27 protein-coding genes are annotated in these 25,009 nt (G+C 62.5%); 9 read left to right on the top strand and 18 right to left on the bottom strand.

The window, feature by feature from the left end; translation table 11 throughout:
- Positions 1–120 precede the first annotated feature (120 nt).
- Positions 121–432, top strand: a complete 312-nt coding sequence (locus AABA86_RS18640) for a hypothetical protein (protein WP_338307839.1) — start codon at positions 121–123, stop codon at positions 430–432.
- 210 nt (positions 433–642) lie between these two features.
- Positions 643–861 carry a hypothetical protein gene (locus AABA86_RS18635; RefSeq protein WP_338307837.1) on the top strand — a complete coding sequence of 73 codons (219 nt, stop codon included), beginning with the start codon at positions 643–645 and terminating at the stop codon, positions 859–861.
- Positions 862–1,066: 205 nt separating this feature from the next.
- Here AABA86_RS18635 and AABA86_RS18630 read toward each other — a convergent pair whose 3' ends face one another.
- Positions 1,067–2,620: a winged helix-turn-helix domain-containing protein gene (locus AABA86_RS18630; RefSeq protein WP_338307836.1), complete on the bottom strand. Its 1,554-nt coding sequence runs from the start codon at positions 2,618–2,620 to the stop codon at positions 1,067–1,069.
- A 171-nt stretch (positions 2,621–2,791) separates the two neighbouring features.
- Here AABA86_RS18630 and AABA86_RS18625 point away from each other — a divergent pair, with 171 nt between their 5' ends.
- The 4 genes from AABA86_RS18625 (at position 2,792) to AABA86_RS34640 (ending at position 4,694) form a co-directional block, all read left to right on the top strand.
- On the top strand, positions 2,792–3,511 hold the full coding sequence (locus AABA86_RS18625) for a hypothetical protein (protein WP_338307835.1): 720 nt from the start codon (positions 2,792–2,794) through the stop codon (positions 3,509–3,511).
- Between the two features lie 70 nt (positions 3,512–3,581).
- The gene (locus AABA86_RS18620; protein WP_338307834.1) at positions 3,582–3,932 is read left to right on the top strand and encodes a hypothetical protein; all 351 of its coding nucleotides are present in this window, start codon (positions 3,582–3,584) and stop codon (positions 3,930–3,932) included.
- 238 nt (positions 3,933–4,170) lie between these two features.
- Positions 4,171–4,455, top strand: a complete 285-nt coding sequence (locus AABA86_RS18615; RefSeq protein WP_338307832.1) for a methyltransferase family protein — start codon at positions 4,171–4,173, stop codon at positions 4,453–4,455.
- Positions 4,452–4,694 (top strand): DUF1127 domain-containing protein, encoded by a 243-nt coding sequence (locus AABA86_RS34640; RefSeq protein ID WP_445083470.1) that lies wholly within the window; start codon positions 4,452–4,454, stop codon positions 4,692–4,694. The genes AABA86_RS18615 and AABA86_RS34640 overlap by 4 nt, the downstream gene beginning before the upstream one ends.
- Positions 4,695–5,365: 671 nt before the next feature.
- Here the strand turns inward: AABA86_RS34640 and AABA86_RS18610 are convergent.
- A complete protein-coding gene (locus tag AABA86_RS18610; RefSeq protein WP_338307831.1) occupies positions 5,366–5,902 on the bottom strand; it encodes a hypothetical protein in 537 nt (178 codons plus the stop codon).
- A 234-nt stretch (positions 5,903–6,136) separates the two neighbouring features.
- Here AABA86_RS18610 and AABA86_RS18605 point away from each other — a divergent pair, with 234 nt between their 5' ends.
- Entirely contained in the window at positions 6,137–6,799 is a 663-nt protein-coding gene (locus tag AABA86_RS18605; protein WP_338307830.1) for a hypothetical protein, read from the top strand.
- 999 nt (positions 6,800–7,798) lie between these two features.
- Here AABA86_RS18605 and AABA86_RS18600 read toward each other — a convergent pair.
- The 12 genes from AABA86_RS18600 to rpoZ form a co-directional block, all read right to left on the bottom strand.
- Complete coding sequence (locus AABA86_RS18600; protein WP_338307829.1) at positions 7,799–9,343, bottom strand: GMC family oxidoreductase; 1,545 nt, start codon at positions 9,341–9,343, stop codon at positions 7,799–7,801.
- A 394-nt stretch (positions 9,344–9,737) separates the two neighbouring features.
- The gene (parC, locus tag AABA86_RS18595) at positions 9,738–11,996 is read right to left on the bottom strand and encodes a DNA topoisomerase IV subunit A (protein ID WP_212244960.1); all 2,259 of its coding nucleotides are present in this window, start codon (positions 11,994–11,996) and stop codon (positions 9,738–9,740) included.
- Positions 11,997–12,056: 60 nt separating this feature from the next.
- Positions 12,057–12,332 (bottom strand): hypothetical protein, encoded by a 276-nt coding sequence (locus AABA86_RS18590; protein WP_212244961.1) that lies wholly within the window; start codon positions 12,330–12,332, stop codon positions 12,057–12,059.
- A 103-nt stretch (positions 12,333–12,435) separates the two neighbouring features.
- Complete coding sequence (recO, locus tag AABA86_RS18585) at positions 12,436–13,188, bottom strand: DNA repair protein RecO (protein ID WP_212244963.1); 753 nt, start codon at positions 13,186–13,188, stop codon at positions 12,436–12,438.
- A 147-nt stretch (positions 13,189–13,335) separates the two neighbouring features.
- Positions 13,336–13,716 (bottom strand): hypothetical protein, encoded by a 381-nt coding sequence (locus AABA86_RS18580; protein WP_338307828.1) that lies wholly within the window; start codon positions 13,714–13,716, stop codon positions 13,336–13,338.
- Between the two features lie 21 nt (positions 13,717–13,737).
- Positions 13,738–14,664: a GTPase Era gene (gene era, locus AABA86_RS18575; protein ID WP_212244967.1), complete on the bottom strand. Its 927-nt coding sequence runs from the start codon at positions 14,662–14,664 to the stop codon at positions 13,738–13,740.
- The gene (gene rnc / locus AABA86_RS18570) at positions 14,654–15,520 is read right to left on the bottom strand and encodes a ribonuclease III (RefSeq protein WP_338307827.1); all 867 of its coding nucleotides are present in this window, start codon (positions 15,518–15,520) and stop codon (positions 14,654–14,656) included. The genes era and rnc overlap by 11 nt, the downstream gene beginning before the upstream one ends.
- The gene (gene lepB, locus AABA86_RS18565; protein WP_028144380.1) at positions 15,517–16,281 is read right to left on the bottom strand and encodes a signal peptidase I; all 765 of its coding nucleotides are present in this window, start codon (positions 16,279–16,281) and stop codon (positions 15,517–15,519) included. Before lepB ends, rnc begins: the two co-directional genes overlap by 4 nt.
- A gap of 246 nt (positions 16,282–16,527) precedes the next feature.
- Positions 16,528–16,947 carry a holo-ACP synthase gene (gene acpS / locus AABA86_RS18560; RefSeq protein WP_338307826.1) on the bottom strand — a complete coding sequence of 140 codons (420 nt, stop codon included), beginning with the start codon at positions 16,945–16,947 and terminating at the stop codon, positions 16,528–16,530.
- The gene (locus AABA86_RS18555; protein WP_338307825.1) at positions 16,944–17,696 is read right to left on the bottom strand and encodes a pyridoxine 5'-phosphate synthase; all 753 of its coding nucleotides are present in this window, start codon (positions 17,694–17,696) and stop codon (positions 16,944–16,946) included. Before AABA86_RS18555 ends, acpS begins: the two co-directional genes overlap by 4 nt.
- A 45-nt stretch (positions 17,697–17,741) precedes the next feature.
- Positions 17,742–20,027: a RelA/SpoT family protein gene (locus AABA86_RS18550; protein ID WP_212244980.1), complete on the bottom strand. Its 2,286-nt coding sequence runs from the start codon at positions 20,025–20,027 to the stop codon at positions 17,742–17,744.
- Between the two features lie 205 nt (positions 20,028–20,232).
- Positions 20,233–20,625 (bottom strand): DNA-directed RNA polymerase subunit omega, encoded by a 393-nt coding sequence (rpoZ, locus tag AABA86_RS18545; RefSeq protein WP_008133017.1) that lies wholly within the window; start codon positions 20,623–20,625, stop codon positions 20,233–20,235.
- A gap of 329 nt (positions 20,626–20,954) precedes the next feature.
- Between rpoZ and AABA86_RS18540 the strand changes: the two genes are divergently transcribed.
- The gene (locus tag AABA86_RS18540) at positions 20,955–21,599 is read left to right on the top strand and encodes a LabA-like NYN domain-containing protein (RefSeq protein ID WP_018320007.1); all 645 of its coding nucleotides are present in this window, start codon (positions 20,955–20,957) and stop codon (positions 21,597–21,599) included.
- On the top strand, positions 21,580–22,254 hold the full coding sequence (locus tag AABA86_RS18535) for a uracil-DNA glycosylase (RefSeq protein ID WP_212244982.1): 675 nt from the start codon (positions 21,580–21,582) through the stop codon (positions 22,252–22,254). The genes AABA86_RS18540 and AABA86_RS18535 overlap by 20 nt, the downstream gene beginning before the upstream one ends.
- 9 nt (positions 22,255–22,263) lie before the next feature.
- Here AABA86_RS18535 and AABA86_RS18530 read toward each other — a convergent pair whose 3' ends face one another.
- Genes AABA86_RS18530 through dapA form a run of 4 tightly spaced genes read right to left on the bottom strand, consistent with a single transcriptional unit; the run spans position 22,264 to position 24,741 of the window.
- Complete coding sequence (locus AABA86_RS18530) at positions 22,264–22,845, bottom strand: peroxiredoxin (protein ID WP_212244984.1); 582 nt, start codon at positions 22,843–22,845, stop codon at positions 22,264–22,266.
- A gap of 4 nt (positions 22,846–22,849) precedes the next feature.
- Positions 22,850–23,323 carry an SsrA-binding protein SmpB gene (gene smpB / locus AABA86_RS18525; protein WP_018320004.1) on the bottom strand — a complete coding sequence of 158 codons (474 nt, stop codon included), beginning with the start codon at positions 23,321–23,323 and terminating at the stop codon, positions 22,850–22,852.
- A 59-nt stretch (positions 23,324–23,382) separates the two neighbouring features.
- Positions 23,383–23,796 (bottom strand): large conductance mechanosensitive channel protein MscL, encoded by a 414-nt coding sequence (mscL, locus tag AABA86_RS18520; protein WP_445083472.1) that lies wholly within the window; start codon positions 23,794–23,796, stop codon positions 23,383–23,385.
- A 54-nt stretch (positions 23,797–23,850) separates the two neighbouring features.
- Positions 23,851–24,741: a 4-hydroxy-tetrahydrodipicolinate synthase gene (gene dapA / locus AABA86_RS18515; protein WP_018320002.1), complete on the bottom strand. Its 891-nt coding sequence runs from the start codon at positions 24,739–24,741 to the stop codon at positions 23,851–23,853.
- Positions 24,742–25,009 lie beyond the last annotated feature (268 nt).

The following is a 25,009-nucleotide window of genomic DNA, read 5'->3' as shown; positions in this document are numbered from 1 at the left end:
GGAAAAGGCGCGTTGCGCGGTCCGCCCAACCGGGCGGTGTGAGCCATCCCGGAGTAGGCCCTAGTCCGACTGGGGCCGATGTGCTTTGATGCGTGGGGGCGTGTGGCCTGTGGTGGCCCCATGTACATGGTCATTCGCAAGTACGCCAAGGTTCGCTCGGTAGCGGACGCTGCTCGCCGCGCCAAGAGCGGCGTCGGCGAGATCCTGAGGCAATCGCACGGATTCAAATCTTACTATGTGCTGGATGCGGGCGACGGTGCTGGTATCGCTGTGATGATATTTGACGACCGCGAAAGCGCCAATGCAGCAAATGCCAAGATACTGGCGTTTGTTCAGGCAAGTCTACCTGACCTCGATCTTGGAGTTCCCGAAATCACAACCGGCGAGGTTTTGGTGCACATAGAGCCTAATGGGTCCTCGGGCATAAAGTAGCCGTCAACGCCGCCAGTTGCGTCGGAGGGCCTCCCTCTTGCTGATGTCGTCGAATTTCGGACTCGCGCCTTGTAGCGAACCGAGTGCGTCTCATTCATCCGCCCATGGTCATCGCACAGGGTGATCCCATGGGCGGTCCAATCGCGTACCGTCAGATTCTCAAGTGCGCTACCTGGTTGGGTAGCAGAATGGCCGCAGGAGAAGCCGATCATGACTGACGATCAGGTCAATCTCGTCGTTCAGCACCTTTGCGAGCAATTGCACCTTGCGCTCCGATTGAAGAACAGCGAGGCACATCCACCAAATGCCAAGGATATTGGATTTGATGCTGCCTCTGTCAGAACGGTATTGCTGACCGGGTTGCGTTCGGCGGATGTCACGATCCGCCACGATGCAGCCGGGACGAGCGAAGAGCCGCCGTGGTCCTGAACGCAAAACGAGGGACAGAAGCCCAGCGCCAATGTCTCAGTTGGAGGCAAAACTCGGGGGGAGCAGATCCAGCCCGCTATGCTTCACGGAGCGGACGTCAATCCGAGAGGGCTTCACTTCGCTGATGGGCCAACAGCGGAACTCGGAGAGTTCGGGAAATTGGCCGCGCGCCCACACATCTTTAACGGGGGCAATAGAGCGAAACCTATTCGGGCAGCCCCGCCTTAGCCATTGCTTGGAAGAGTTCGGCTCTAAGTTTCGGCGAAAGGTGCGGGGCGGCGAAGGTTGACTGCCGTGAGCCGGGAGACAGGCGGAGGCCTGCTGCCATTAGTCTTCGAGCATCTTCCAATCGTTCAGCGCCGTTGTAGCAGAGGATGGCCTGAGCTATCCCTGCATAGAACGCCGGAGGAAACGCGCGAACGGCCTTGTCCGTCCATTCACCCGCTTTTGCATGCCTACCGGCATTATGATGAGCCAGAGCAAGCCCCAGCATCGCCTGATAACTAGCTGGGTCGCGCGGACTAAGACGCATTGCTAATTCAAGGTCCGCAATGGCAGCATCGCATTCCCCCTGCCAGCCTCGAATCAGGCCCCTATAGAGAAGCGCCCGTGATGGATTGGTTCCAATCGCGCGCTCTATGATGTCAATTCCACCGTCGAAGTCGAGCGCGAACCAGAACAGAAGAAAACCCACGAGGGCATCGTTTGTTCGAAGCTCTTTCAAACGCTCGGCGAATCCTAATACCCGCGCGTTGTCTCCGGCGACATCTCCAGGCCAATTGTTAGCGCGCCGCCAACCGATACAAGCTGCAGCGCCGCCATATGCGGGCGTAAAACTTGGATCAAGAGCAATTGCTTGCTCAAAACACCTCGCAGCAGTCTCGTTGTTCTCTGGAGTGGTAGGATAAATAACCAGAGGCAAGCCACGATAATAGGCCGTCACCGCGTCTATTTTGCCGATCCGTTTTCCGATTGCTCGTTCGATCTCGGCCCGGTCCATTTCTGGCGCAATGGCGCCCACAACCTGTTGCGCGAGCCTGTTCTGCAGATCGAAAATGTCTCCCAGCGCGCCGTCAAATCGATCAGCCCAAAGGTGTGCGCCAGTTGCGACTTCTATCAACTGTGCGTTGATCCTCAGCTGACTGCCTGCTTTTCGGACACTGCCTTCGAGCACGTAGCGCACTCCAAGCTCGCGTCCAACTTGCCTGATATCGACCGCTTTTCCCTTGTACGTGAACGAGGAATTGCGAGCGATAACGAAGAATGCTCTGAAGCGTGACAGTGCGGTAATGATATCGTCCACTAATCCATCGGCGAAATACGCCTGCTCTGGATCTGCCGACATGTTTTCGAACGGCATCACGGCAATCGCGGCTTTGTCGGACAGTCCAGTAGCTGGTGTCGTAGGCTGAACTACGTCATTTGAGGAGACAGCCTCATTCAGCTCAGTCGCCTCACGCACCGCTCCGACAAACCGAAAACCCTTCCGCGGTAATGTTTTGATGAAGCGCTGTTCCTCGCCGGAATCGCCGATTGCAGCCCGGGCGGAATTTAGGCGGGTTGTCAGGGCCGCGTCGGATACGCTGCGCCCATTCCAAACTGCTCTGATGAGGTCGTCCTTGCTGACAACCCGCTCTCTGTTGCGGATCAGGTAATCGAGTAGGTCAAAAACCTGCGGTGTGACCCACACTGCATCGGTCCCCCGATGCAGTTCGCGCCGGTCGGTATCGAATACGTACTCCTCGAACAGATAGCGCAAGCTGCCATCCTCGGGTTGTCTGTCCTGGGGCTTAAGCCCGACAAAGATGCCCTTCCGCCACTCGGAATGCGAAAGGATAAGCCGCCGATAAGGAAAATGTAAGCCGCTTGTAAAGCGCATCGGACCGGGATTCGGCACTCTAGCCGGGTGAGAGGAAGCCCGGAGGCCCCGATGAGCGCCACTTACGACGAAGACGGAATAGGATCGGCAGCGCCATCTGCAAAACGCGCGGTCCTACTTCTCTGCAGTACGCTTATTCTCGTAGCGGTAGACGAGGCCAAGGCCCAATGCACCGCGCGGGATGTCCTGCGCAATCACCTGGCGCTTAAGGCAGCTGCGCCGGCTGCCGCCTCCCCGATTTCAGTTAGCTCCGCCGCTGATATTCAACTTTGGAAGAAGATTGCGATAGGGACCTTCACGGATTTGGCCGCTCTTCGCAGCACGATGGGTGCACTTGGCTGCAGCGTTGGAAGCTTGGCCGATGAGATTATCGCGCGGCCGGCCTTTACCCTCAGTGGCGAAAAAACCGAAGTGCAGCTTGTTGCCATATCGGCCGCCGAGCTTGGCTTCGAGGGCGAAATGGCAACGCTGGGGAACATCTATGCGCACGCGCAACTGCTGGGTCTTCGACTTGCTCCCGCCGAAGTCGCGCCGCAGCTAAGGCTTCAGTATCTGGACCAGCCAATCGGCGAATTTCTGATTATCGCCATGGACCCGATCAGGACATCGGCTGGTGAACCGGTCATCTTAACAGTGGCCAATGGTGGAGCAGGCCTTATCCTGATCGGTCAGAACGGCCAAGACGATTTGGAGGTGCCGGCGAGGTCGCGTTTTGTATTCGTGCGGCCCGGTACATTCGGCCCGGCCCTGCCTGCAGCATTCGGTCGATAGCCCGTTAACGCCGAATTTTTCGCACTTTCGATTCCCCGGAGGCGGCTTGCAACAGCGTAGAGAGGGCGGAATGTTCGCGAGAATACATGCAGCGTTGATGCTAGGCCTGACTGCGCTGGCGACACCGGTGTTCGCTCGAGATGACGGGCGCTACGCCAATTCGCTGCTGAAGCCTTGGTTCGAAAGCCTGCAGAGCGAGTTTGGGCACTGCTGTACGAATGCCGACGGATACATAGTCCTTGACCCGGACTGGGAATCTGATCGCGGGCATTATCGCGTCCGCATCGAAGGCGAATGGGTCGTGGTTCCTGACGGGGCAGTTGTAAGGGAGCCCAACCGCGCCGGACCGACTATGGTTTGGAAGCACTACATCGACGGCCATCCGCGCGTCCGCTGCTTCCTGCCCGGAAGCATGACCTGAGGACCACCAACTGGCTCACACCCGGCTAAGAGCGAGTTAGGCGATGATCGTGATGTGTTGAGGGCGAGCGGCATCGCGTTCTTCGCTGCGGCGACCTCTGACCACGCGCAACGCTCATTTTGAGCGGCTACTTGCGGGACCGTTACATGCAGGAGCGCTGCCAGTAGTCGGACAGATGGGTGATTATGCGGAAAACATAGAGAGATCGAGTAGCTACGCATCAACAGGAGGCAATCACATGAGCCGGCCGGCATCCGTGTTCGACCTCGCACGGTCACACCGAATCACTTCAGTGATCTATGCGGCGTCAAAGCTCAATCGGGCCAAGGTTATCGCCGACGAGGCAAAATCGGTCGCAGAACTATCTGAGCTGCTATCCGGAGACGAAAGTGCGCTGCGCAGGCTGCTCGTTGGCCTGACCACACACCGCCTCCGCAGACCGGACGATCATCATCGGTTCGCCATGACCCATGTCGGCCGGCAGCTTGTCTGGGCAGACAGGCACTCGAGGTTGTTTCAATGAGCACGATTTATCAAACAACCGACTTGGTCCGAACGACCGAACCGCAGCGACGCAATGTTAGCGCTTTGAAGAATTGTTGGATCGCCTTTCAGGAGTGGCGGAAATGGGAGCGACTCCGGCGCGATCTTTGCAAACTGAGTGATCGGGAGCTGATGGATATCGGTATTGGGTATGGCGAGATCGACTACGTGACCTCAAACCGAAAAACTGACCCGCGAGGCATACGATCGGCCGAATGATGTCGAACGCAGGCAGGGATGGATGGCTCGGAAATGACGTACGCGCGTCCCTTGTGACTTCCGGTATGGGCCTTGGCGAATGGCATCCACCGGGCGTTTATCGCCCACGTTGGGTCATCATCCCGACAAGCTAACGTCAGCTGTAGGCCCTGGGCGATCAAGATTGGGGGCTTCAGAAAAGGGGACAACGGGACGACACGTAAGCTCCCAATGGATGTTATCGCCGACGTTCTCGTACATCCAATCGATTTCGACACTCTTGGTAAGCCGATCAATCCGGCCGGCGATGGTCGGCCTCCCATTCGCGTACTGGCTGCTGAACCCGACAAGTAAAGGGGTAGTCCTCGTGATCGGTACGACGTTATCAAGGAACGACACTGTTTGGCTGCCCGCGCTTACAACGATGCGGAGATTGGTGACGGGCTCCAATTTCAACTCTGCTTCGGATGTAGTCATCAACTTCCTTGTTCCGTTGCAAGCCAAAGTGATCGTCGAGCTTTGCTGCTGCGCACCTACGGACTGCATCAAGGCAAGCAGTAGAACCACCCACATTAACCTCATCGACGACAGACCCTCGTTGCTGTGTCAGATGTTATCTTCATCGGTTGACATCATAGCTGCCGAGACCGCCAGCGGCAAAGCCGGCTCTGGGCCACAAGCGAGCTCACGAGCTAGTTGCAAAATCCGCGCTTCGGTCGCTCGCCCTGATATGCGAGCCCTTCCGTAGAAACTTCGTCGTATAGAGTCTTGCTGATCTGGAACGAAGCTAGCCGCCGAAAGCCATCATCTGTGGTGTAGATTACCACCGTGTACTCACGGCACCATTGACGTGGCGAGCCAGGGACAGCGATGTGCTCTCGGTGTTCACTGCGCTTGCCTAAGAAGACATCAAGCACTTGGCCCACTCCGGCTTGGCCCCTGAGAGCCTCAGTGATTTTCAGACGGGCGAAAAAAATATCGTTGGTGCAACCTTCGCAGTGACGACCACCCATCCATATTACGGGTTGCTGCAAGCGAACTTTCGCAACGACGACATCCCTAGCGTCAGGAGGCAAATTGTTCATCGCCTCTACGAGATTGTCTGGCGCGCCTTCGGAAAAATACGCAATGGGCGCGCTATTCTCCATTGCCGAGGAACGCGGCGGACCGACAATGATTGCGCTCATCATCACAGCGACAACAGCTAGGCTTCGCTTGGCCGATTTCATCTACAGAACTGCGCACCGAATGGTTGTAGTGGCACTTTAATCCAATTTTGAGAAGCTGAACAGATGAGGTCTGCTCCGGGTCATTCCTGTCGATCGGTTATGACCGCGACCACGTCCGGTCTACCCCAAAAAGCCGACGCCAAGGCGAGGGTTGAGGTTCGACGCTAAGGGCCAAAAGCAGAAGTGCGGATGAAATTTACCGAAGGTTAGTATGCGCTAAGGCACAACCAATGGATGTTGTTTCTTCTGAAGCTCACTATGGCCAGCCCACCATTGCAGCGGCTTCTGGTTTCGCTTTCTGTAGCCATCTATTGTGGGGTAGCGTCGAGCACTTCGGTGCTTGCCGCATCGATTGAGTCTCCAACGCAAGCGGCGCAATCGAGGTTGTTAGAGCTCCGGTTTGGGGCAACGAGCATCGCGTTTGAACGAGGCGAAATCGCGTGGGTCAGCGGCCACGGGAAACCTGATAGAAATACAAACTCGACGTTGACCATAGCGCGGAATACGTCTGTCTTTCTTAAGCCCCCGTTTAATATCCCAACGTGCTTGGAAATTGGACAGGTAATCTTAACCACCCAGACCATCGAGCCAATCCTGCGGCAGCGGCTCTTCCAAGACTATAAACCGACGGGCACAGAGTTTCGTGGCATTTCCCGACTCCAGCCGCCATCAGGGCGACCTATACTGGACCTGTACCAATTTGAAGCCAGCGACCTGAAAGACTTTTGGGGCGAGCAGATAACTTTCTATCGCCAGCCTCCGATGACACGACTCAACATACAATTGACCCGGGATGTTGAGATGCGTGTTGCAGCAACGGTTGAACGCTGCTTCTTTGAGCATGGCGAGGCGATCATCAGGCAATTCATTTCATTCTTAAACGGCAAGGTTAAGTAACAAGCCCGAGCCGGCTTAGTCGCTCGCGACTCGCCGACTCCGAGTCCGCAATGGGTCACAAGCCGTCAATGGCGACAAGCGGAACGAGTTCCGCTTTATCCTTGGAAGCTGCCATTCGGCGAATACCCGTCCTCAAAAAAAAAGCTCGTCGCAGCGCGCCCGTCGGGCAAAACAGCCGACCAATTCCACTACGTCGCCTGTCAAGCCCCGCTTCGCAAAATATTCCACTTTACCGAAATTCGGATTTGTCGTACACACGAAACACCCTGGCCCGAGACGAGGGGCGGATCGCGATCGTCACGAACCGCGGGCTGGGCAGCGATGGACGCGACGGCGTCGGGCGCGATGGGCGTTGCAGGGCGGGACACCGTGAGCAATGGCTCTCGCGCAAACGACACGGCGCTGACAGCGTCTTCGCATGGCTTCGGGGGCGAGCACACGCCACCCCTCGGATTCCCAGCGAGGACGTGCGCGGACGGAGAAGTCGTGTGGTCCTGACGCCCGGGGTCTGTGCGTCAAGTCTTGCGGTGATGTGGCGGCCGACCGGCGCGCGCATCGATCATCCGCAAGGCGACGGGGGCAATAGTGCATCGCTCCCCGAGGAGAGCACGAAGGACACCGTTAAAACCATTCGCGCAGGGAAGGCCGGGCGACCGGCATCACCTGTGGTCCACCCCGTGTGCATTTCTGTCGCGCACGGATCTCGGGTGCCGCCGGCGCCCGGCCTTCCCTGCGCCCTCGTCTCTTCGAGGGCGCCGCGAGAGACAAAACTCGGGCGGGACGCGCCGCGAGAAGGCGAACGTACGTCTGCTGTTGGAAATGTCCATTGACGTGACGGTGGCCTGACCTCACCCGCGGTGTCGTCGCCCGGCTTGACCGGGCGACCCAGTATCCCAGAGGCAATCGTGACGGATAAAAGAAGCCGCGGCGTACCGGATGCCCCGGTCAAGCCGGGGCATGACACCGGTGTTGTGACGCCCTGCGCCTCCCTCAACTCCGCTACCGCATCATCATCCGCGCGATCGCTTCGCCGATCACCACCGTGGTGAAATGCGTGTTGGCGCGGCAGTCGGACGGCATGATCGAGGCGTCGGCGACACGCAAGCCGGAGATGCCCTTCACCCCACCATCAGGATTGACCACGCCGTCGGCGTCATTGACGCCGCTCATGCGGCAGCTGCCGGCGGCGTGCTGGATGTCGCCGGTCTCACGGCGCAGCACGGCGTCGAGCTCATGATCCGGCAGGCTGGCTGCCTGCGGCAGCGTCAGGTCGGTGTCGGCGAGCCGGATCCAGTCGGCGATGCCTGACAGCGCCGGCTGGGACGTGATCACCGCGAGCCGCTTCACCGCGTCCATCATGCGCAGCATGTCGCGGGGATCGGCCAGCATGTTCTCCTCGACGATTGGATCGATCGCGGGATCGGTCGAGGCCAATTTGAGCGTGCCACGGGAGTACGCGTTGAAGAGGCCCGCGCCGATCGCCCCTGATACCCCGATGCCGCGGTGATTGAAGGCGATCAGGACCATGTCGCGCTTGCCGCCATCGGCGAGGCCCGAGGAATAGGTCACGCAGCAATTGGTGTGACGGGTGTCGGGATCGGTCGGCCGCAGATTTTCGCGGAGCTGGATCGTGGCGCGAAACAGCGGATGGTCGAAGAAGTGGCGGCCGACCGGCAAATCGCGCGCGACCGCAATTCCCATCGCCTTCAACTCGTCGGCGGGGCCAATGCCCGAGCGCAGCAGGATCGCCGGACTGTGGATGGCGCCGGCGCACAGCACGATCTGGCGGGCGCTGATCTCGTGGGTGCCCTGCCCCTCGACATGAACACGGACGCCGGTGGCGCGGCCGTCACTGATCAGGACGCGGTCGACCAGCACATGGCCGCGAATCTCCAGATTGGCACGGCTGCGCGCGGGCTCCAGATAACCCTCATTCGTGCTGATGCGGCGGCTGTCACGGCTGTTGATGGGATAGCAGGCAACGCCCTCGCCATCGGGACCGTTGAGGTCGGCACACCAGGGATAGCCGCTCGCGAGCGCCGCATCGCGCAAGCCGCGGTCAATCGGGCCCCATGTCTCTGATGGAGCGCGATAGACCGGCAGCGGTCCGCCGCGGCCATGGCCTGCAGCGTCGCCAAACTCGAGATCGTCCTCGATCACCGAGAAGAGCGGCATCACTTCCTTCGCCGACCAGCCGGTGCAGCCATTGGCGGCCCATTCGTCGAACGCGTCGGCAACGCCGCGGATGGCGATCTGGCCGTTCATCGTCGATGAGCCGCCGAGCCCCTTGCCGCGCCAGTAGAAGCGCGGCTCCTGCCCCGCCACCCGGCGGGACAAGAGATCGGGCCATTGCCATTTCTCCTGGTACTCGCGCTTGTGGATGATCGGGATCGGGTTCGGCGTCCGCACTTCCCAGGGCGCCTCATCGGCGCGCCAGTCGCGCCCCGCCTCCAGCAGCAGGACGCGCCGCGCAGGATCCTCTGACAGCCGGGCCGCAACCGCCGCGCCGGCGGAACCGCCGCCGACAACAATGACATCGTACATCGCGTTAGGTCTCAACGGAGAATACCGGGATGGCTGATGATATCAGCAGGATGGCATTTGGACAGTGGCGCTTTCGCCGCGCGTCATTGCGAGGAGCGAAGCGACGAAGCAATCCAGACTGCCGCGGAGAGATTCTGGATTGCTTCCGCCGCCTTCGCCAAAGGCTTCGGCGGACAAGTCGCTTCGCTCGCAATGACGAAGGGGAGACAGGTGCTCGCTGCACACCTTCTCGTGCCCCGGACGCAGCGCAGCGCCCCCGGCGATGCGAAGCATCGTCCGGTGCGGTGCGCTGCAGAGCCGGGGCCCATGTCTCCGAGCAATCCGTGCAGCATGGGTCCCGGCTCTGCGCAGCAACGCCAAGAGCGTTGCAGCGCGTCCGGGACACGGGACCGCCCTACCCGATCACCCGGCCGAACTTGTTCGACTTCGGGAAACCCTTCGGCGGCAGGCGGCCGGCATCGGCGCGGGTGCCTTTCCACTCCGCCAGCTCCTTCATGGTCGCCGAAAACTCGCGGCCGGCAGAATCCTTCCAGGTCAGGCCTGCCTTGGCCTCGAACACGGCAACGTCCGAGAGACCGCCATCCTTGTACTTCTGCAGGCGGACGCCGCGGCCGCGGGCCATCTCCGGCACCTGGTCGAGCGGGAAGACCAGCATCTTGCGGTTCTCGCCGATGACCGCGACGGTATCGCCCAGTACTTCGGTAACCGTGCGCGCCTCGTTCGGCATGTCGACGTTGAGGACCTGCTTGCCCTTCTTGGTGGTGCCGACGCAATCGTCCTCGTTGACCACAAAACCCTGGCCCTCGTGGCTGGCGACCAGGAATTTGCGACCGCCCTTGTTGACGAACAGCGCGACGGGCGCCGCCTCCTGCTCGAGGTCGATGAACAGGCGGATCGGCTCGCCGTGGCCACGGCCGCCGGGAAGCTTGGCGACATCGAGCGAGTAGAACTTGCCGTTGGTGGCGAACAGCAGCAGCTTCGAAGTGGTTTCGGCGAAGAAGGCGAAGCCGAGCTTGTCGTCCTGCTTGAAGGCCAGCCCCGAGAGATCCTCGACATGGCCCTTCATGGTGCGGATCCAGCCCTTGTCGGAGACGACGACCGTCACCGGCTCGCGTTCGACGAAGGCCTCCTCGATCGCGGCAAGATCGTGCTCGGGCGCGTCGGCGAAGGTGGTGCGGCGCTTGCCGAGCGGCGTCTTCGGCCCGAACATGTCGCGGACCTTTCCGACCTGCTCGCCAACCTTCTTCCACTGCTCGGCTTCCGAAGCCAGCACCGCGTTGATGCCCTTGAGCTCGGCGCGGAGGTTCTTGTCCTCGGTGCGGATCTCCATTTCCTCGAGCTTGCGCAAGCTACGCAGGCGCATGTTGAGGATGGCTTCGGCCTGCACCTCGGTGAGCTTGAACGCTTTCATCAACGCCGGCTTCGGCTCATCCTGAGTGCGGATGATCCTGATCACCTCGTCGATGTTCAGATAGGCGATCAGGAGGCCGCCGAGGACTTCCAGCCGATGCTCGATCTGGGCCTTGCGGTAGTTGCTGCGGCGGATCAGGACGTCGCGCAGATGGTCGAGCCATTCGCGCAAGCACTCCGCCAGCCCCACCACCTTGGGCACGCGGCCCTTGATCAGCACGTTGAGGTTCAGCGGGATCTTGTTTTCGAGCTCGGTGAGACGGAACAGCGATTCCATCATCAGCGCCGGATCGACGTTCTTCGATTTCGGCTCGATCACGATGCGGACGTCTTCGGCCGATTCGTCCCTGATGTCGCCGACCAGCGGCAGCTTCTTCTGGTCGAGCAGCTCGGCGACCTTCTCGATCAGCCGCGACTTCTGCACCAGGAAGGGAATCTCGGTGACGACGACGACCCAGGCGCCTCGCGCGCCCTCCTCCTGCTCCCACCGCGCGCGAACGCGGAACGAGCCGCGGCCGGTCGTGTAGGCTTCGGCGATGGCCTGCTTGGAATCGACGCAGATGCCGCCGGTCGGGAAATCGGGACCCTTGACCCACCTCATCAGCGCCTTGGACTTGGCGTCGGGCTTCTCGATCAGATGCAGCGCGGCTTCGCAAAGCTCGGCCGCATTGTGCGGCGGGATCGAGGTCGCCATGCCGACCGCGATGCCCTGCGCACCGTTGGCGAGCAGGTTCGGGAAGCCGCCGGGCAGCACGACCGGCTCCTTCGACTGGCCGTCGTAATTGGCGCGGAACTCGACGCCGTCCTCGTCGATGCCTTCGAGCAGAAGCCGCGCGACGTCGGTCATGCGCGCTTCGGTGTAGCGGTAGGCGGCCGGGTTATCGCCGTCGATGTTGCCGAAATTGCCCTGGCCGTCGACCAGCGGATAGCGCGAGGAGAAGTCCTGCGCGAGGCGGACCATGGCGTCGTAGATGGCCTGGTCGCCGTGCGGATGGAACGAGCCCATCACGTCGCCGACGATCTTGGCGGATTTCTTGAAGGCCGTGCCGGGGTCGAGCCTGAGCAGGCGCATGCCGTAGAGGATGCGCCGGTGAACCGGCTTCAGGCCGTCGCGCGCGTCGGGCAGCGCGCGGTGCATGATGGTGGAGAGCGCATAGGCGAGATAGCGCTCCTCGAGCGCTTCACGCAGCGGCACTTCGTGGATTTCGGCCGGCTCTTGCGGCGGAATCAATCGTTTTCCCATGCCGCCCGGTTAAACCGTGGAAGCGAATCGGGCAAGGATGGATTGGTTCCCTGTGGGCGGCTACTGCCCGGCCCAGCCGGCTGTCACAGTCGGGGTCTTGGTCTGGGCAGGCGCCGGCGTATTGGCCACACAACGGCGGGCCGCCTCGATCTCGGCCTCGGTCGCGCCGTGGGACCGCGCCCATGTCTCTGCGGCTGCAGCGGAATATTTGGCCACATAGTACCGGACGACCGTGCAGGAGGCGCGCCGAAACACGCCCGGCTGCGGCTCGCCCGCCATCGCGTCCGGCGCAAATGTGAACAGCGCTGCCGACAGCGCAAATCCCCTGATCAACATTTAGGCTGTCCCCGTTATGGAACCTGGGGAGGCCAACGCGACCGGCCCGATTCCGTTCCGGGGGAACTCCATGTTCAAAGGGGGGGGCAGAGTCCCGCTCGGCTCATGGCGCAGGAATCGCCACCTTCGCCTGCTGCCGTATCAAGGCGTTGATGAAGCCGGCACGTGCGTCGGAATGGCCCAGTCCACGCGGCTCCAGCACATGGCGCAGCAGGAACAGGCCGGTCAGTCGAAAGCCGTCCTGGAGATCCTGCTCGGTAAGGTCGGTTGCGGCTTCGCCCCGGCGCAGGAACGGCGGCAGGCGCAACAGGCGGTCACGCCACGGCTCGCCGGCGCCGCGCGACACCGCGCCGCCGGACTTCGGCGAGACATAGATCAGGTCCGTGGTCTCGCCGGTGACCGCACAGTTTTCCAGGGCCAGCCCGAAGCCGAGCTCGGCGAGCATCGCCAGCTCGAAATGGATCACGTGCACGGCGGCGCCGCCGATGTCGTCGAAATCGTCGAGCGAATGCTCGAGCAGCGCAAAGATCTCCTCATGTGGATCGCGCTCCGGCAAGAGGCGCGCAATCGAGGCGAGATGGGTGACGCCGTAGACGCCGTGGGAAGATCCCAGAAGCGTCGCCGCGCGCAGCTTCAATCCCTCGATGGCGTAGGTGCCGAGATGCTCGTCGAGCCGCGCCCGCCACACCGCGCTGACGCTATTGCCCGGCTGCAGCAAGGGCCGCATCCGCGAGCCGGCGCCGCCGCGGACGAGGCCGAGATGCCGACCGTGCCCGCGGGTCAGGAGCTCGACGATGGCGCTGGATTCGCCATGCCGCCGCACGCCCAGCACGATGCCTTCGTCGGTCCATTCCATGGGAGGAATCTTACCGCATTTCGAGCTGTCGTAGGGTGGGCAAAGCGAAGCGTGCCCACCAATTTGATCCACCCGATGCCAATTGATTGTGGTGGGCACGGCGCGCAAGGGCGCGCCTTTGCCCATCCTACGGCACCGCGCAAAACCTCACGCGTTGAACCAGCCCTGCGCATCGCCGCTAAAGGAGAAATACAGGCCCATCGTCGTCAGCGCGCAGGAGACGATCTCGATCGCGCTGTCGAGCTCCATGCCCTTCTCCCCGATGATCTGGCCGAGCGAGATCACCGACAGCACGAGGGCCGCCGCCAGCACCCAGCGCGGCCAGTTCTTGCGCCAATGCGCAGCGAGCCAGACGAAGTAGACCAGGAGCAGGATCATGCCGCCGGCGAGCAAGGTCCCCGTCATGATCATCTGCTCGGTCACCTCGGCATTGGGCGTGCGGTCCTGCACCGCAACCGACAGGGCGTCCAGCATCAACGATGCATAGAGCAGCGCTTCGAAGCGCCGGACGTTGGTGGGCACGCTCATCGGATACCGATCTTTTCTTGGTTATTCTCTCGGAAAGTCCAGGCCCATCTCGCGGTAGCGATCGGGATCATCGCCCCAGTTCTCGCGCACCTTGACGAACAGGAACAGATGCACCGGCACGTCCAGGATCTGCATCAGCTCCTTGCGCGAGTCCGCGCCGATCGACTTGATGGTGGCGCCGCCCTTGCCGAGCACGATCTTGCGCTGGCTCTCGCGCTCGACGAAGATCGTCTGCTCGATCCGCACCGACTTGTCCTTGCGCTCCTCCCACTTGTCGGTCTCGACCGTGGACTGGTAGGGCAATTCCTGGTGCAGCTTCTGATAGATTTTCTCGCGCGTGATCTCGGCCGCCAGCTGCCGCATCGGCGCGTCCGACATCTGGTCCTCAGGGTAGAGGAACGGACCCGGCGGCACCATCTCGGACAACGTCTTGCGGATGTCGTCGACGCCGTCGCCCGAGATCGCCGCGATCATGAAGGTCTTTGCGAAGGCCATGCGCTCGTTGGCGGCCTGCGCCAACGCCAAGAGCTTCTCGCGCTGGACCAGATCGACCTTGTTGATCACCAGAATCTTCTCGTGCTTCACGCTGGCGACCTTGGTGAGGATCGCTTCGGCCTCCTCGTCGATCCCGGCCTTGGCGTCGAGCAGCACGCAGACGAGGTCGGCGTCATGCGCCCCGCTCCAGGCGGTCGAGACCATGGCGCGGTCGAGCCGGCGCTTGGGCAGGAAGATGCCGGGCGTGTCGACCAGGATGATCTGCGCGTTGTTCTCGATCACGATGCCGCGGATCAGCGCGCGCGTGGTCTGCACCTTGCGCGAGACGATCGTGACCTTGGCCCCGACCAGCGCATTGACCAGCGTGGACTTGCCGACATTCGGCGCGCCAATCAGCGCAACGAAACCGCAGCGTGTCGCAGTGGGCGTCTCGCCGCTTGCTTCAGCCGTCATTGCCGCCGCCAACACCTTCGCGTTCGATCATCACTGAAGCTGCCACCTTCTCTGCCGCGCGCTTGCTGCCGCCGATACCTTCAGCCGGCGCGAGCCCCGGCAGGTCCACCGCGACGCGGAATTGCGGATCGTGGTGCGGGCCGGTGCGCTCGACCTCGCGGTAAACCGGCGTCGGCAGCCCTTTGCCCTGCGCCCATTCCTGCAGCACGGTCTTGGGATCGCGCAAGGGACGGCGCGGCTTGTGCATGCGCTCGGTCCAGTTGCGCTTGACGAACTCGGCCGCCGCCGCGTAGCCGCCGTCGAGGAAGACGGCGCCGATCACGGCCTCGCAGATGTCGCCGAGGATGGACTTGCGCAGGCGCGCGTCGGCGCTGGAGCCGACCGAGCCCAGCTTGATGTCGTCGAGCAGTCCGAGCGACTTGGCGACGTCGGCGCAGCTTTCCTTGCGCACGAGCTCGGCAAGACGCTTGGACAGCTCGCCCTCATCGGCGTTCGGGAAGGCGTGATAGAGCATGTCGGAGACGACGAGCCCGAGCACGTGGTCGCCGAGGAATTCCAGGCGCTGATAGCTGTCGCCGCGCTTGCGCCCGGACTTCAGCGCCGAGACATGCGTGATCGCCTGCATCAGCATATTCGGGTCAGCGAAGCTGTGGCCGATGCGCGCCTCGAGCGCCGCGTTGGCATCGGTGCCCTTGGCCTTGCTGCTCCGCGTCCGCTTCTTCTTCGCGGGCGCCTTGCCGTCGGGCGTCTTGATTTCAGGAGTCTTGGTCGCAAGGCTCTTGGTCGCAGCTTCGCCGTCGAGGCCCGCTTGTGCCTCGATCGGTTCGGTCGCGATGTCCTTGGCTTCGTCTTTCATCGGACGATTTTGAAGAAGCGATTCCAGCGCACCGCCCACGGCCAGCGCCAGAACATCCAGGCATGCTCGCCTTCGGCGATGGAGAAGAAGATCATCTGGGCGCGGCCGATCAGATTCTCCTGCGGCACATAGCCGACCTGGCCGAGGAAGCGGCTGTCGGTGGAATTGTCGCGGTTGTCGCCCATCATGAAGAAATGGCCTGATGGCACCGTGTAGACGTTGGTGTTGTCCACGTAGCCGTTGTCGGCGCAATCGAGCGTCTCATAGGACACCCCGTTCGGCAGCGTTTCCTTCCAGCGCTTCACGCGGGAGATGCCGCCACCTTCCGAGCCGCAGGGCTCCTCGCCGACATATTCGCTCATCCGCTGCCGCTCGACCGGCGTGTCGTTGATGTAGAGCAGCCCGTCGCGCATCTGGATGCGATCGCCGGGAAGGCCGATCACGCGCTTGATGTAATCGGTGGAATCGTCCTTCGGCAGGCGAAACACGACGATGTCGCCGCGGTTCGGGTCCGAGCCCCAGATCCGCCCGGAGAACAGCGGCGGCGAGAACGGGATCGAATAGTGGCTGTAGCCGTAGGAATATTTCGACACGAACAGATAGTCGCCGACCAGCAGCGTCGCCTTCATCGAGCCGGACGGGATGTTGAAGGGCTGGAACAGGAAGGTGCGGATCACCAGCGCGATCAGGAGAGCGTGGATCACGACCCGGATCGTTTCACCGACGCCGCTCTCAGTTTTCGTTCCTGAAGTCACGCTCATTGCTCTCTCAATTCCGGCCGGCGATCACAGAGCGCCCTCCTCCCGCGAACGGCCCACCGGTTCGCGGCGCAAGGAGATTGTCCTGATTCTGATAGTGAGGGCCAATTCCGGCGTAAAGCCGAATTTACCCAAGCTGATTTTGTGTCCGCGGACTTTTAGACGGTTGTCGGAGGTCACGCAATCAAGGATCGCATCAAAACTGAATAAGATATTGATTTATAACACAAATCATAAAACCGCCGCCCCTCAGGGTTTCGGCAGCGGGACGGCGGAAATGATGACGAAGGCCTGCGCCAGCGGCCAGTCATCGGTGATCGACAGGTCGATCCGCGCCTCGAACCCCTCCGGGGTCAGGGCCTGGAGCCGGGCCAGCGCCCCGCCGGTCAGCTGCATGGTCGGCCGCCCGCCCGGCAGGTTGACCACCCCCATGTCGCGCCACCAGACGCCACGCCGGATCCCGGTGCCGAGCGCCTTGGAGCAGGCCTCCTTGGCGGCAAAGCGCTTGGCGTAGGTCGCCACCACCATCTTCTCGTTCTTGGCCCGCCGCTCCGCCTTGGCCCGCTCCGCCGCGGTGAAGATGCGGTCGAGGAAGCGCTCGCCATGGCGCTCGATCACCTTGCCGACGCGGGTGATGTCGATCAGGTCGGAGCCGACGCCGATGATCATGCCCGGCTCCGGCCGCGGTCCATCGCTGCGCGCATGCAGCGCACCGTCTCGGCAAGACCCACGAACAGCGCTTCGCCGATCATGTAGTAGCCGATGTTGAGCTCCATGATGTCAGGCAGCGCGGCGATCGTCTCCGCCGTCGCATAGTCGAGCCCGTGGCCGGCATGAACCTCGAGCCCGGCCGCCTTCGCCAGCTTCACGCCCGCCACGATCCGTTGCCATTCGGCCGCGGCCTTTTCGGTGTGGCCGTCGACGACGGCATCGCACCAGGCGCCGGTGTGAATTTCAATCACGGGCGCGCGCAGCCGCGCCGCCATCTCGATCTGGGCGGGATCGGCGGCGATGAACAGGGAGACCCGAATGCCGGCATCGTTCAGCCGCGCGATATAGGGCGCGAGCGCATTGTGCTGGCCGACCACATCCAGCCCGCCTTCGGTGGTCACTTCCTGCCGGCGCTCCGGCACCAGGCACACCGCGTGCGGCCTGGTGGCGAGCGAGATGCGCATCATGTCGTCGGTTGCCGCCATCTCGAAATTGAGCGGCTTGGAGATCTCGGCCTTCAGCCGCGCCATGTCCTCGTCGCGAATGTGGCGGCGGTCCTCGCGCAAATGGGCGGTGATGCCATCGGCGCCGGCTTCGATCGCGAGCAGCGCCGCGCGCACCGGATCGGGATGGCGGCCACCGCGCGCGTTACGCACGGTTGCGACGTGATCGATATTGACGCCGAGGCGGAGCGGAGTTGCGGGCATTTCAGGACTCACGAAATCGGAGGGATAGACGCATGCAGGATGCGTCTACCCATTAACACGTTCGACTTTGGCGACGACCGCCTTCGCGCGCAGCTGGGCCAGGATCGCGCTCAGATGCTTCAGATCGTAGACTTCGAGGTCGATCGTCGTCTCCGTGAAATCGGGCGAGCGGCGCTGCATGCTGATGTTGTCGATGTTACCGTCGTGCTCGGCGATCACGGTCGCGATCTGCGCGAGCGCCCCGGGCTCGTTGACGTTCTCGACCCTGATGCGGGCCGGGAAACGCTGCGGCGCGGAGTCCTCGATGTCCCAGCGGACGTCGAGCCAGCGCTCCGGCTCCTCCTCGAAGTCCTTCAGCGCCGGCGCCTGGATCGGGTAGATCGTGATGCCCTCACCCGGCGTCACGATACCGACGATGCGATCGCCCGGCACGGCGCCGCCGTTCGGCGCGAACTTGATCGGCAGGTCCGAATTGATGCCGCGGATCGGGATCGCAACCGGGCTGCGCGGCGGCTCCGACGACTTCTCCTTGAGCTTGGCGGCAAGCCCTTTCTTGACGCCATAGCGCGCGATGCGCTCCTCCTTGTAGTCGGGGTACATCGCCCGCGCGACGTGAGAGGCCTTGATCTCGCCGCGGCCCACAGCCGCCATCACGTCCTCGATCGAGGTTCGCGCCAGCCGCGGCAGCGCGCCCTTGAGCTTGTCGTCGGCGTATTCGATCTTGGCGCGCTCGAACAGGCGCTCGACGATGCGCCGGCCGAGGCCGGCATATTGATCGCGCACCGCGGTGCGCGTGGCGCGGCGGATCGCGGCGCGCGCCTTGCCGGTGACCGCGAGCGTTTCCCAGGCCGAGGGCGGCGCCGATTGCGCTTCCGAGGTCAGCACCTCGACCTCGTCGCCGTTCTGCAGCTCCGAGGACAGCGGCGCGAACTGGCCGTTGATCTTGCAGCCCACCGCGCTGTTGCCGACGTCGGTATGCACGGCATAGGCGAAGTCGATCACGTTGGCATGGCGCGGCAGCGCGATCAGCTTGCCCTTCGGGGTGAAGCAGAACACCTGGTCGTGGAACAGCTCGAGCTTGGTGTGCTCGAGGAATTCCTCGGGGTTGGCACTCTCCGAGAGGATGCCGATGGTGTGGCGCAGCCAGGCGAACGCGTTGGATTCGCGCTTGAGGAATTCGGTCGGCGAGCCGACGCCTTCCTTGTAGAAGACGTGCGCGGCGATGCCGCGCTCGGCGATCTGGTCCATCGCCTCGGTGCGGATCTGCAGCTCGACGCGCTGGTTGCCGGGGCCGATCACCGTGGTGTGGATCGAGCGGTAGTCGTTCTGCTTCGGCGTCGAGATGTAGTCCTTGAAGCGACCCGGCACGACCGGCCAGGTGGTGTGGACGATGCCGAGCGCGCGATAGCAGGCCTCGATGTCGTTGACGACGAGACGGAAGCCGAAGATGTCGGACAATTGCTCGAAGCCGACCGACTTGCGCTCCATCTTGGTCCAGATCGAGAACGGCTTCTTGCGGCGGCCATAGACCCGCGCGCCCAGGCCCCGGTGGCGCAGGTTGTTGGAGAGCTGATCCTCGATCTCGCCGATCAGATTGCGGTTGCGTTCGGCGAGCGCGTCGAGGCGCTGCATCACCACCGAATAGGCTTCGGGATCGAGGGTGCGGAAGGACAGATCCTCCAGCTCCTCGCGCATTTCCTGCATGCCCATGCGGCCCGCCAGCGGCGCATAGATGTCGAGCGTCTCCTCGGCAATGCGCCGGCGCGATTCCGTCGGCACGAAATCCAGCGTGCGCATGTTGTGCAGGCGGTCGGCGAGCTTGACCAGGAGCACGCGGACATCGTCGGCAATGGCCAGCAACAATTTGCGCAGATTCTCGGCCTGCTTGGCCTCGCGTGACACCAGCTCGAGTCGCTTCAGCTTGGTCAGGCCCTCGACCAGCGCACCGATCTCCGGCCCGAAGATCTGGTCGATCTCGGCCCGCGTCGCTTCGGTGTCCTCGATGGTGTCGTGGAGCAGCGCGGCCACGATGGTGGCGTCGTCGAGCTTGAGGTCGGTGAGAATCGCTGCCACTTCGAGCGGGTGCGAGAAATACGGGTCGCCCGAGGCGCGGGTCTGCGAGCCGTGCGCCTTCATGGCGTAGACATAGGCGCGGTTCAGCAGGTCTTCGTTGGTGTTGGGATTGTAGGACCTGACGCGTTCGACGAGGTCATATTGACGCATCATCCGCGCACGGGGCTTGGCCGGGCGCGCGACCGGCGCAGTCGGGGCCACGGCAACCGATTCGGTTGCGGCCTGCATCTGCGTGGATCTGCGGCGCCGATATACCATCCCGTCCTGCCTTCAAACGAGCCCGAGCCGGCCCGCTGTATACATCTTAGCTCCGATCGCGCTTGTGTCCGATCAATTCAGTGACAGGACGCATCGCCAACGACAACGCTATGGTAACCACGAAAACGTCAACAAAAGCAAAGGCCCGAACAACGGTTCGGGCCTTTGATAAAACCACAAGACATCGACGATCGCGACGGACGATTTACTCGTCTTCCTCGGGCTGCTCCTCGGGCGGCGCGAGGCCTTCGAGACCCTTCAGGAGCTCCTCCTCGGTCATGCGCTCGACGGCGACTTCGGTATCGTCCGCATCGACGCTCGCGCCCGCGGAACCGATCAGCGGCACCGTATCCGGCTCGGGCTCGTCGACCTCGACGAACTTCTGGAGCGAGTGCACCAGCTCCTCGCGCAGGTCCTCGGGCGAAATGGTCGTGTCGGCAATTTCGCGCAAAGACACAACAGGGTTCTTGTCGTTATCGCGGTCAACCGTTAGTTGTGAACCGGACGAAATCATGCGGGCACGGTGGGCGGCCAGCAGGACCAGGTCAAACCGGTTGTCGACCTTGTCGATACAATCTTCTACGGTGACGCGAGCCATGGACTGTCGCTCCGTTGTGGGTGGGACGAAATATGTGGATGATTGGGGCTAGTTATAGGGGCTGGGGCGGTTTCGCAAGGCCAATTTGTGATTTGGCCTCGCCAAACGGCTCTGCTACCCCCACATTGGGGCTGGGATGGGTGGTTTACCGGGCTGCCATCGATGGCGGCGCCGGGTGTATGAAAGTCCGCCATAACTATACCTTGTTTGCCCCGACTTCTCCGGATTTGCGGTTTCGACGGGTTTTAGCGGCACTCTAGAATTGCGCGGCCTCCTGCCGCCGCGCCAACAATAAACGATCAATCACGAACACTACGCGAGCAAACTGAATGTCACCTTCCTCTACCGACAAGATCGCGCTCTTCATCGACGGAGCCAATCTCTACGCGACGGCGAAAACTCTGGGCTTCGACATCGACTACAAGCGCCTGCTGAAGGAGTTTCAGAGCCGCGGCACGCTGCTTCGGGCGTTCTACTACACCGCCATCATCGAGGATCAGGAATACTCCTCGATCCGCCCGCTGATCGACTGGCTGGATTACAACGGCTACACCGTCGTGACCAAGGCGACCAAGGAGTTCATCGACGCCTCCGGCCGCCGCAAGGTCAAGGGCAACATGGACATCGAGCTCGCCGTGGACGCCATGGAGCTTGCCGAGCACATCGACCAGATGGTGCTGTTCTCCGGTGACGGCGACTTCCGCTCGCTGGTCGAGGCCGTGCAGCGCCGCGGCGTGCGGGTCACGGTGATCTCCACCATCGCCAGCCAGCCGCCGATGATCGCCGACGAGCTGCGCCGCCAGGCCGACGTCTTCACCGATCTCGTCGAGCTGCAATCCAAGCTCGGCCGCGATCCGTCCGAACGCCCCGCACCGCGCGACCGCGGCGATCGCGAGGCCCGCCACCACGCCCCGCAATTCCTCCAGCGCGCAACCACGATGGCGCCGAGGGGCGATGACGACTTCGAGGAGTGAGGCGGCCCGGTCAAGCCGCCAGCCTCCCACCGTCGTTCCCGACCGCGATTGTCCGCTCTGTCCGCGCCTGGTCGCCTTTCGTGAGGCGAACCGGGCGCGTGAGCCGTCGTGGCACAATGCACCGGTTGCGCCCTTCGGCGACGTCAAGGCCCGCCTGTTGATCGTCGGCCTCGCGCCGGGGATGCAGGGCGCCAACCGCACGGGACGGCCGTTCACCGGCGATTACGCCGGTGACCTGCTCTACGCCACGCTGCTCGAATATGGCTTTGCCAAGGGCACCTATCAGGCGCGTCCCGATGACGGCCTGAAGCTGGTCGACTGCCGGATCGCCAATGCCGTGCATTGCGTTCCGCCGCAGAACAAGCCGCTGCCGGTGGAGATCAACACCTGCCGGCAGTTTCTGGTCGCGAATCTCGAGACGATGCCGAAGCTGCGCGCGATCATCGCGCTCGGGCGAATTGCGCACGACAGCGTGCTCAAGCCGCTGAAGCTCAAGGCCTCCCAGGCCCCCTTCGGCCACGGCGCCGTGCATCAGGCCGGCGCGTTCAGGCTCTACGACAGCTATCACTGCTCGCGCTACAACACGAACACCGGCGTGCTGACGCCGGACATGTTCCGCTCGGTGTTCGCGAAGGTGAAGGCTGATCTCGATTAGCGCCCTGGTTCAGGCTTGGGCCGGATTGGCTTTCAGCCAGTCCAGCACATCGCCGGCGTTCCGGTCGGGCGGAAACACCGGATAGAACACGTGCGTGATGCGGGCGTCGTCGACGATCAGCGCAAGGCGCTTGATCAGCGTCAGGTCCGCGACCTCCATCGTCGGCAGATTGAGGGCGCTCGTCAGCGCCAGCTTCTCGTCCGACAGCACGGGGAACGGCAGATGCAGCCGTGACGCCATCTCGGTCTGGTATTCGTTGCTCTGGGTCGAGAGGCCGAACACGGAGGAGGCGCCGGCGCCCTTCAGCTCGGCGAACAGATCGCGAAATGCGCAAGTCTGCGGCGTGCAACCGCGCGCACCCGGGATCATGTCCCAATCGTCGACCAACGAAATCTTGCCGGGCTCGCCCGTGCGGGGATAAGCGAACACCACGGTCCGGCCGCGCAGCGCCGACAGCGTCACCGAGGTGTCGTCGGTCGCGAGCAGGCCGATCGGCGGCAACGTCATGCCGGTCAGATGCGCGGCGGCGCCGTCGTCTTCGGGTGCGGGAATCTGGCTCCAATCGACCTCGAGCAGGTTCCGTTGGTTCATCTCGCTATCCCCTCGCCCGCATCAGGCGGCCCTTCTCACGGCTCCAGTCGCGCTTCTTCTCGGTCTCGCGCTTGTCGTGGAGCTTCTTGCCCTTTGCAACCGCCAGCTGCAATTTGGCGCGACCACGCTCGTTGAAATAGAGCTTGAGCGGGATCAGCGTCATGCCCTCGCGGTCGACGGCGCCCATCAGTTTGTTGATCTGCCGGCGATGCAGCAGCAGCTTTCGCGGCCGCTTAGGCTCGTGGTTGAAGCGGTTGCCTTGCAGATATTCGGGAATGGTGGCGTTGATCAGCCAGATCTCGCCGTCCTTGGAATCGGCATAGGACTCCGCGATCGTGCTCTTGCCGTTGCGGATCGACTTGACCTCGGTGCCGGTCAGCGCAATCCCCGCCTCGATCGTATCCTCGATCGCATAGTTGAAGCGGGCCTTGCGATTTTCCGCCATGACCTTGATCGGACGTTCGTTCTTTTCAGCCATGGCGACGAAACCTGAGCGCGATGCGCAGCGATGCTAACAGTTTGGATGAAGCGCGCGCGTCACTTCTTGAGGAGATCGCGGATCTCGGTCAGCAGCACGACCTCCGCCGACGGCTTCGGCGGCTCCGCGGGCTTGGCCTCTTCCTTCCGCTTCAGCGTGTTGATGGCGCGGATCACCAGGAACAGCACGAAGGCGACGATGATGAAGTTGATCGTCAGCGTCAGGAAGTTACCGTAAGCAAGTACGGCGCCTTGCTTTTTCGCATCCGCTAAGTTGGTGGCGGTCACCGCCTTCGACAAGGGGGCGAAGTAGTTCGAGAAGTCGAGGCCGCCCGTCGCTGCACCGATGATCGGCATGATGATGTCACCGACCAGCGAGGTGACGATGGCGCCGAAGGCCGCACCGATGATGACGCCGACCGCGAGATCGACGACGTTGCCCTTCATGGCGAATTCGCGGAACTCCGTGAGCATCCGCCTGCCCTTCTCGTCGACGCTCATGAACGGCCTCCCCGATTGGTCAACCCATCAGTTGATCAACCCAGCATGAACCATCGCACTGCGCACGGCAACGCGGGTCGGCTCGGAAACCGGCACCATCGGCAGCCGTAACGTCTCGTCGAGCTTGCCGAGCAGCGACATCGCGTACTTGATCGGCGCCGGGTTGCTCTCGATGAAGAGATTGTTGTGCAGCGGCATCAGCTTGTCGTGAATCTTCAGCGCGGTGGCATGGTCACCCTTCGCCCAGGCGGCCTGGAACTCCGAGCACAGGCGCGGCGCGACGTTCGAGGTCACCGAGATGCAGCCGTGGCCGCCATGCGCCATGTAGCCGATGATGGTCGCGTCCTCGCCAGAGAGCTGGTTGAAATCCTCGCCCATCGCCGCACGCTGCTGCGACACGCGCACCATGCTGGCGGTGGCGTCCTTGACCCCGGCGATGTTCTTCAGCTCCCACAGCCGCTTCATGGTGTCGACCGACATGTCGATCACCGAGCGCGGCGGGATGTTGTAGATGATGATCGGAATGCCGATTGCGTCGTTGATCGCCTTGAAGTGCTGGTACATGCCTTCCTGGGTCGGCTTGTTGTAGTAAGGCGTCACCACCAGCACGGCATCCGCGCCCGCCTTCTCGGCGTGCTGGGCGAGCTCGATCGCCTCCTTGGTCGAGTTGGAGCCTGCACCGGCGATCACAGGCACGCGGCCCTTGGCTTCAGCGATGCACCATTCGACGACCTTCTTGTGCTCGTCATGGCTGAGCGTCGGGCTCTCGCCGGTGGTGCCGACCGGGACCAGGCCGTTGGTGCCCTCCGAAATCTGCCAGTTGACCAGGGATCGGAATGCTGCCTCGTCCAGCGAGCCGTTCTTGAACGGCGTGACCAAGGCGGTGAACGACCCCCGGAATTTCGTCTTGGCTGCCATGGACTTCCTCCGTACGCGGCTATCTCTCGAGCAAGCCCCTTTCATATCGGGTCTATCCCGCCGGTAAAAGGCCCGCTTCCGTGTGACGCACTGTTTAGGCCGCGATTTTGCCGCGGTGGTGGTGCAAACCGGCCCGAAGTAAGCGGCTGTTGGTATTTTGTCCGCATATTCAATCAAATACAGCTAGATCTTGAGCCACTTGACTGATTCGGGGCGACGAAACGCCGTGACCTCATTCCCTCGTGCCGTTTGGCGATCCACCCGTCTG

The organism is Bradyrhizobium sp. TM233 (assembly GCF_036247965.1).
GTDB classification, from domain to species: Bacteria; Pseudomonadota; Alphaproteobacteria; order Rhizobiales; family Xanthobacteraceae; genus Bradyrhizobium; species Bradyrhizobium ottawaense.
The sequence above is the reverse complement of the archived record's forward strand: the minus strand, read 5'-3'. Positions and strand labels throughout refer to the sequence as shown.

Bases quoted from the DNA above. Each gene is read 5' to 3' on its own strand.
- mscL (WP_445083472.1), bottom strand. From the start codon at position 23,796: ATGCTCACGGAGTTCCGCGAATTCGCCATGAAGGGCAACGTCGTCGAT.
- recO (WP_212244963.1), bottom strand. From the start codon at position 13,188: ATGGAATGGACCGACGAAGGCATCGTGCTGGGCGTGCGGCGGCATGGC.
- AABA86_RS34640 (WP_445083470.1), top strand. From the start codon at position 4,452: ATGAGCACGATTTATCAAACAACCGACTTGGTCCGAACGACCGAACCG.
- parC (WP_212244960.1), bottom strand. From the start codon at position 11,996: ATGGGAAAACGATTGATTCCGCCGCAAGAGCCGGCCGAAATCCACGAA.
- AABA86_RS18615 (WP_338307832.1), top strand. From the start codon at position 4,171: ATGAGCCGGCCGGCATCCGTGTTCGACCTCGCACGGTCACACCGAATC.
- AABA86_RS18540 (WP_018320007.1), top strand. From the start codon at position 20,955: ATGTCACCTTCCTCTACCGACAAGATCGCGCTCTTCATCGACGGAGCC.
- rnc (WP_338307827.1), bottom strand. From the start codon at position 15,520: ATGAAAGACGAAGCCAAGGACATCGCGACCGAACCGATCGAGGCACAA.
- lepB (WP_028144380.1), bottom strand. From the start codon at position 16,281: ATGAGCGTGACTTCAGGAACGAAAACTGAGAGCGGCGTCGGTGAAACG.
- AABA86_RS18590 (WP_212244961.1), bottom strand. From the start codon at position 12,332: ATGTTGATCAGGGGATTTGCGCTGTCGGCAGCGCTGTTCACATTTGCG.
- era (WP_212244967.1), bottom strand. From the start codon at position 14,664: ATGACGGCTGAAGCAAGCGGCGAGACGCCCACTGCGACACGCTGCGGT.
- AABA86_RS18610 (WP_338307831.1), bottom strand. From the start codon at position 5,902: ATGAAATCGGCCAAGCGAAGCCTAGCTGTTGTCGCTGTGATGATGAGC.
- AABA86_RS18620 (WP_338307834.1), top strand. From the start codon at position 3,582: ATGTTCGCGAGAATACATGCAGCGTTGATGCTAGGCCTGACTGCGCTG.
- acpS (WP_338307826.1), bottom strand. From the start codon at position 16,947: ATGATCATCGGCGTCGGCTCCGACCTGATCGACATCACCCGCGTCGGC.
- AABA86_RS18600 (WP_338307829.1), bottom strand. From the start codon at position 9,343: ATGTACGATGTCATTGTTGTCGGCGGCGGTTCCGCCGGCGCGGCGGTT.
- smpB (WP_018320004.1), bottom strand. From the start codon at position 23,323: ATGGCTGAAAAGAACGAACGTCCGATCAAGGTCATGGCGGAAAATCGC.
- AABA86_RS18605 (WP_338307830.1), top strand. From the start codon at position 6,137: ATGTTGTTTCTTCTGAAGCTCACTATGGCCAGCCCACCATTGCAGCGG.
- AABA86_RS18580 (WP_338307828.1), bottom strand. From the start codon at position 13,716: ATGAGCGTGCCCACCAACGTCCGGCGCTTCGAAGCGCTGCTCTATGCA.
- AABA86_RS18530 (WP_212244984.1), bottom strand. From the start codon at position 22,845: ATGAACCAACGGAACCTGCTCGAGGTCGATTGGAGCCAGATTCCCGCA.
- AABA86_RS18640 (WP_338307839.1), top strand. From the start codon at position 121: ATGTACATGGTCATTCGCAAGTACGCCAAGGTTCGCTCGGTAGCGGAC.
- AABA86_RS18635 (WP_338307837.1), top strand. From the start codon at position 643: ATGACTGACGATCAGGTCAATCTCGTCGTTCAGCACCTTTGCGAGCAA.
- rpoZ (WP_008133017.1), bottom strand. From the start codon at position 20,625: ATGGCTCGCGTCACCGTAGAAGATTGTATCGACAAGGTCGACAACCGG.
- AABA86_RS18550 (WP_212244980.1), bottom strand. From the start codon at position 20,027: ATGGTATATCGGCGCCGCAGATCCACGCAGATGCAGGCCGCAACCGAA.
- AABA86_RS18625 (WP_338307835.1), top strand. From the start codon at position 2,792: ATGAGCGCCACTTACGACGAAGACGGAATAGGATCGGCAGCGCCATCT.
- AABA86_RS18535 (WP_212244982.1), top strand. From the start codon at position 21,580: ATGACGACTTCGAGGAGTGAGGCGGCCCGGTCAAGCCGCCAGCCTCCC.
- dapA (WP_018320002.1), bottom strand. From the start codon at position 24,741: ATGGCAGCCAAGACGAAATTCCGGGGGTCGTTCACCGCCTTGGTCACG.
- AABA86_RS18555 (WP_338307825.1), bottom strand. From the start codon at position 17,696: ATGCCCGCAACTCCGCTCCGCCTCGGCGTCAATATCGATCACGTCGCA.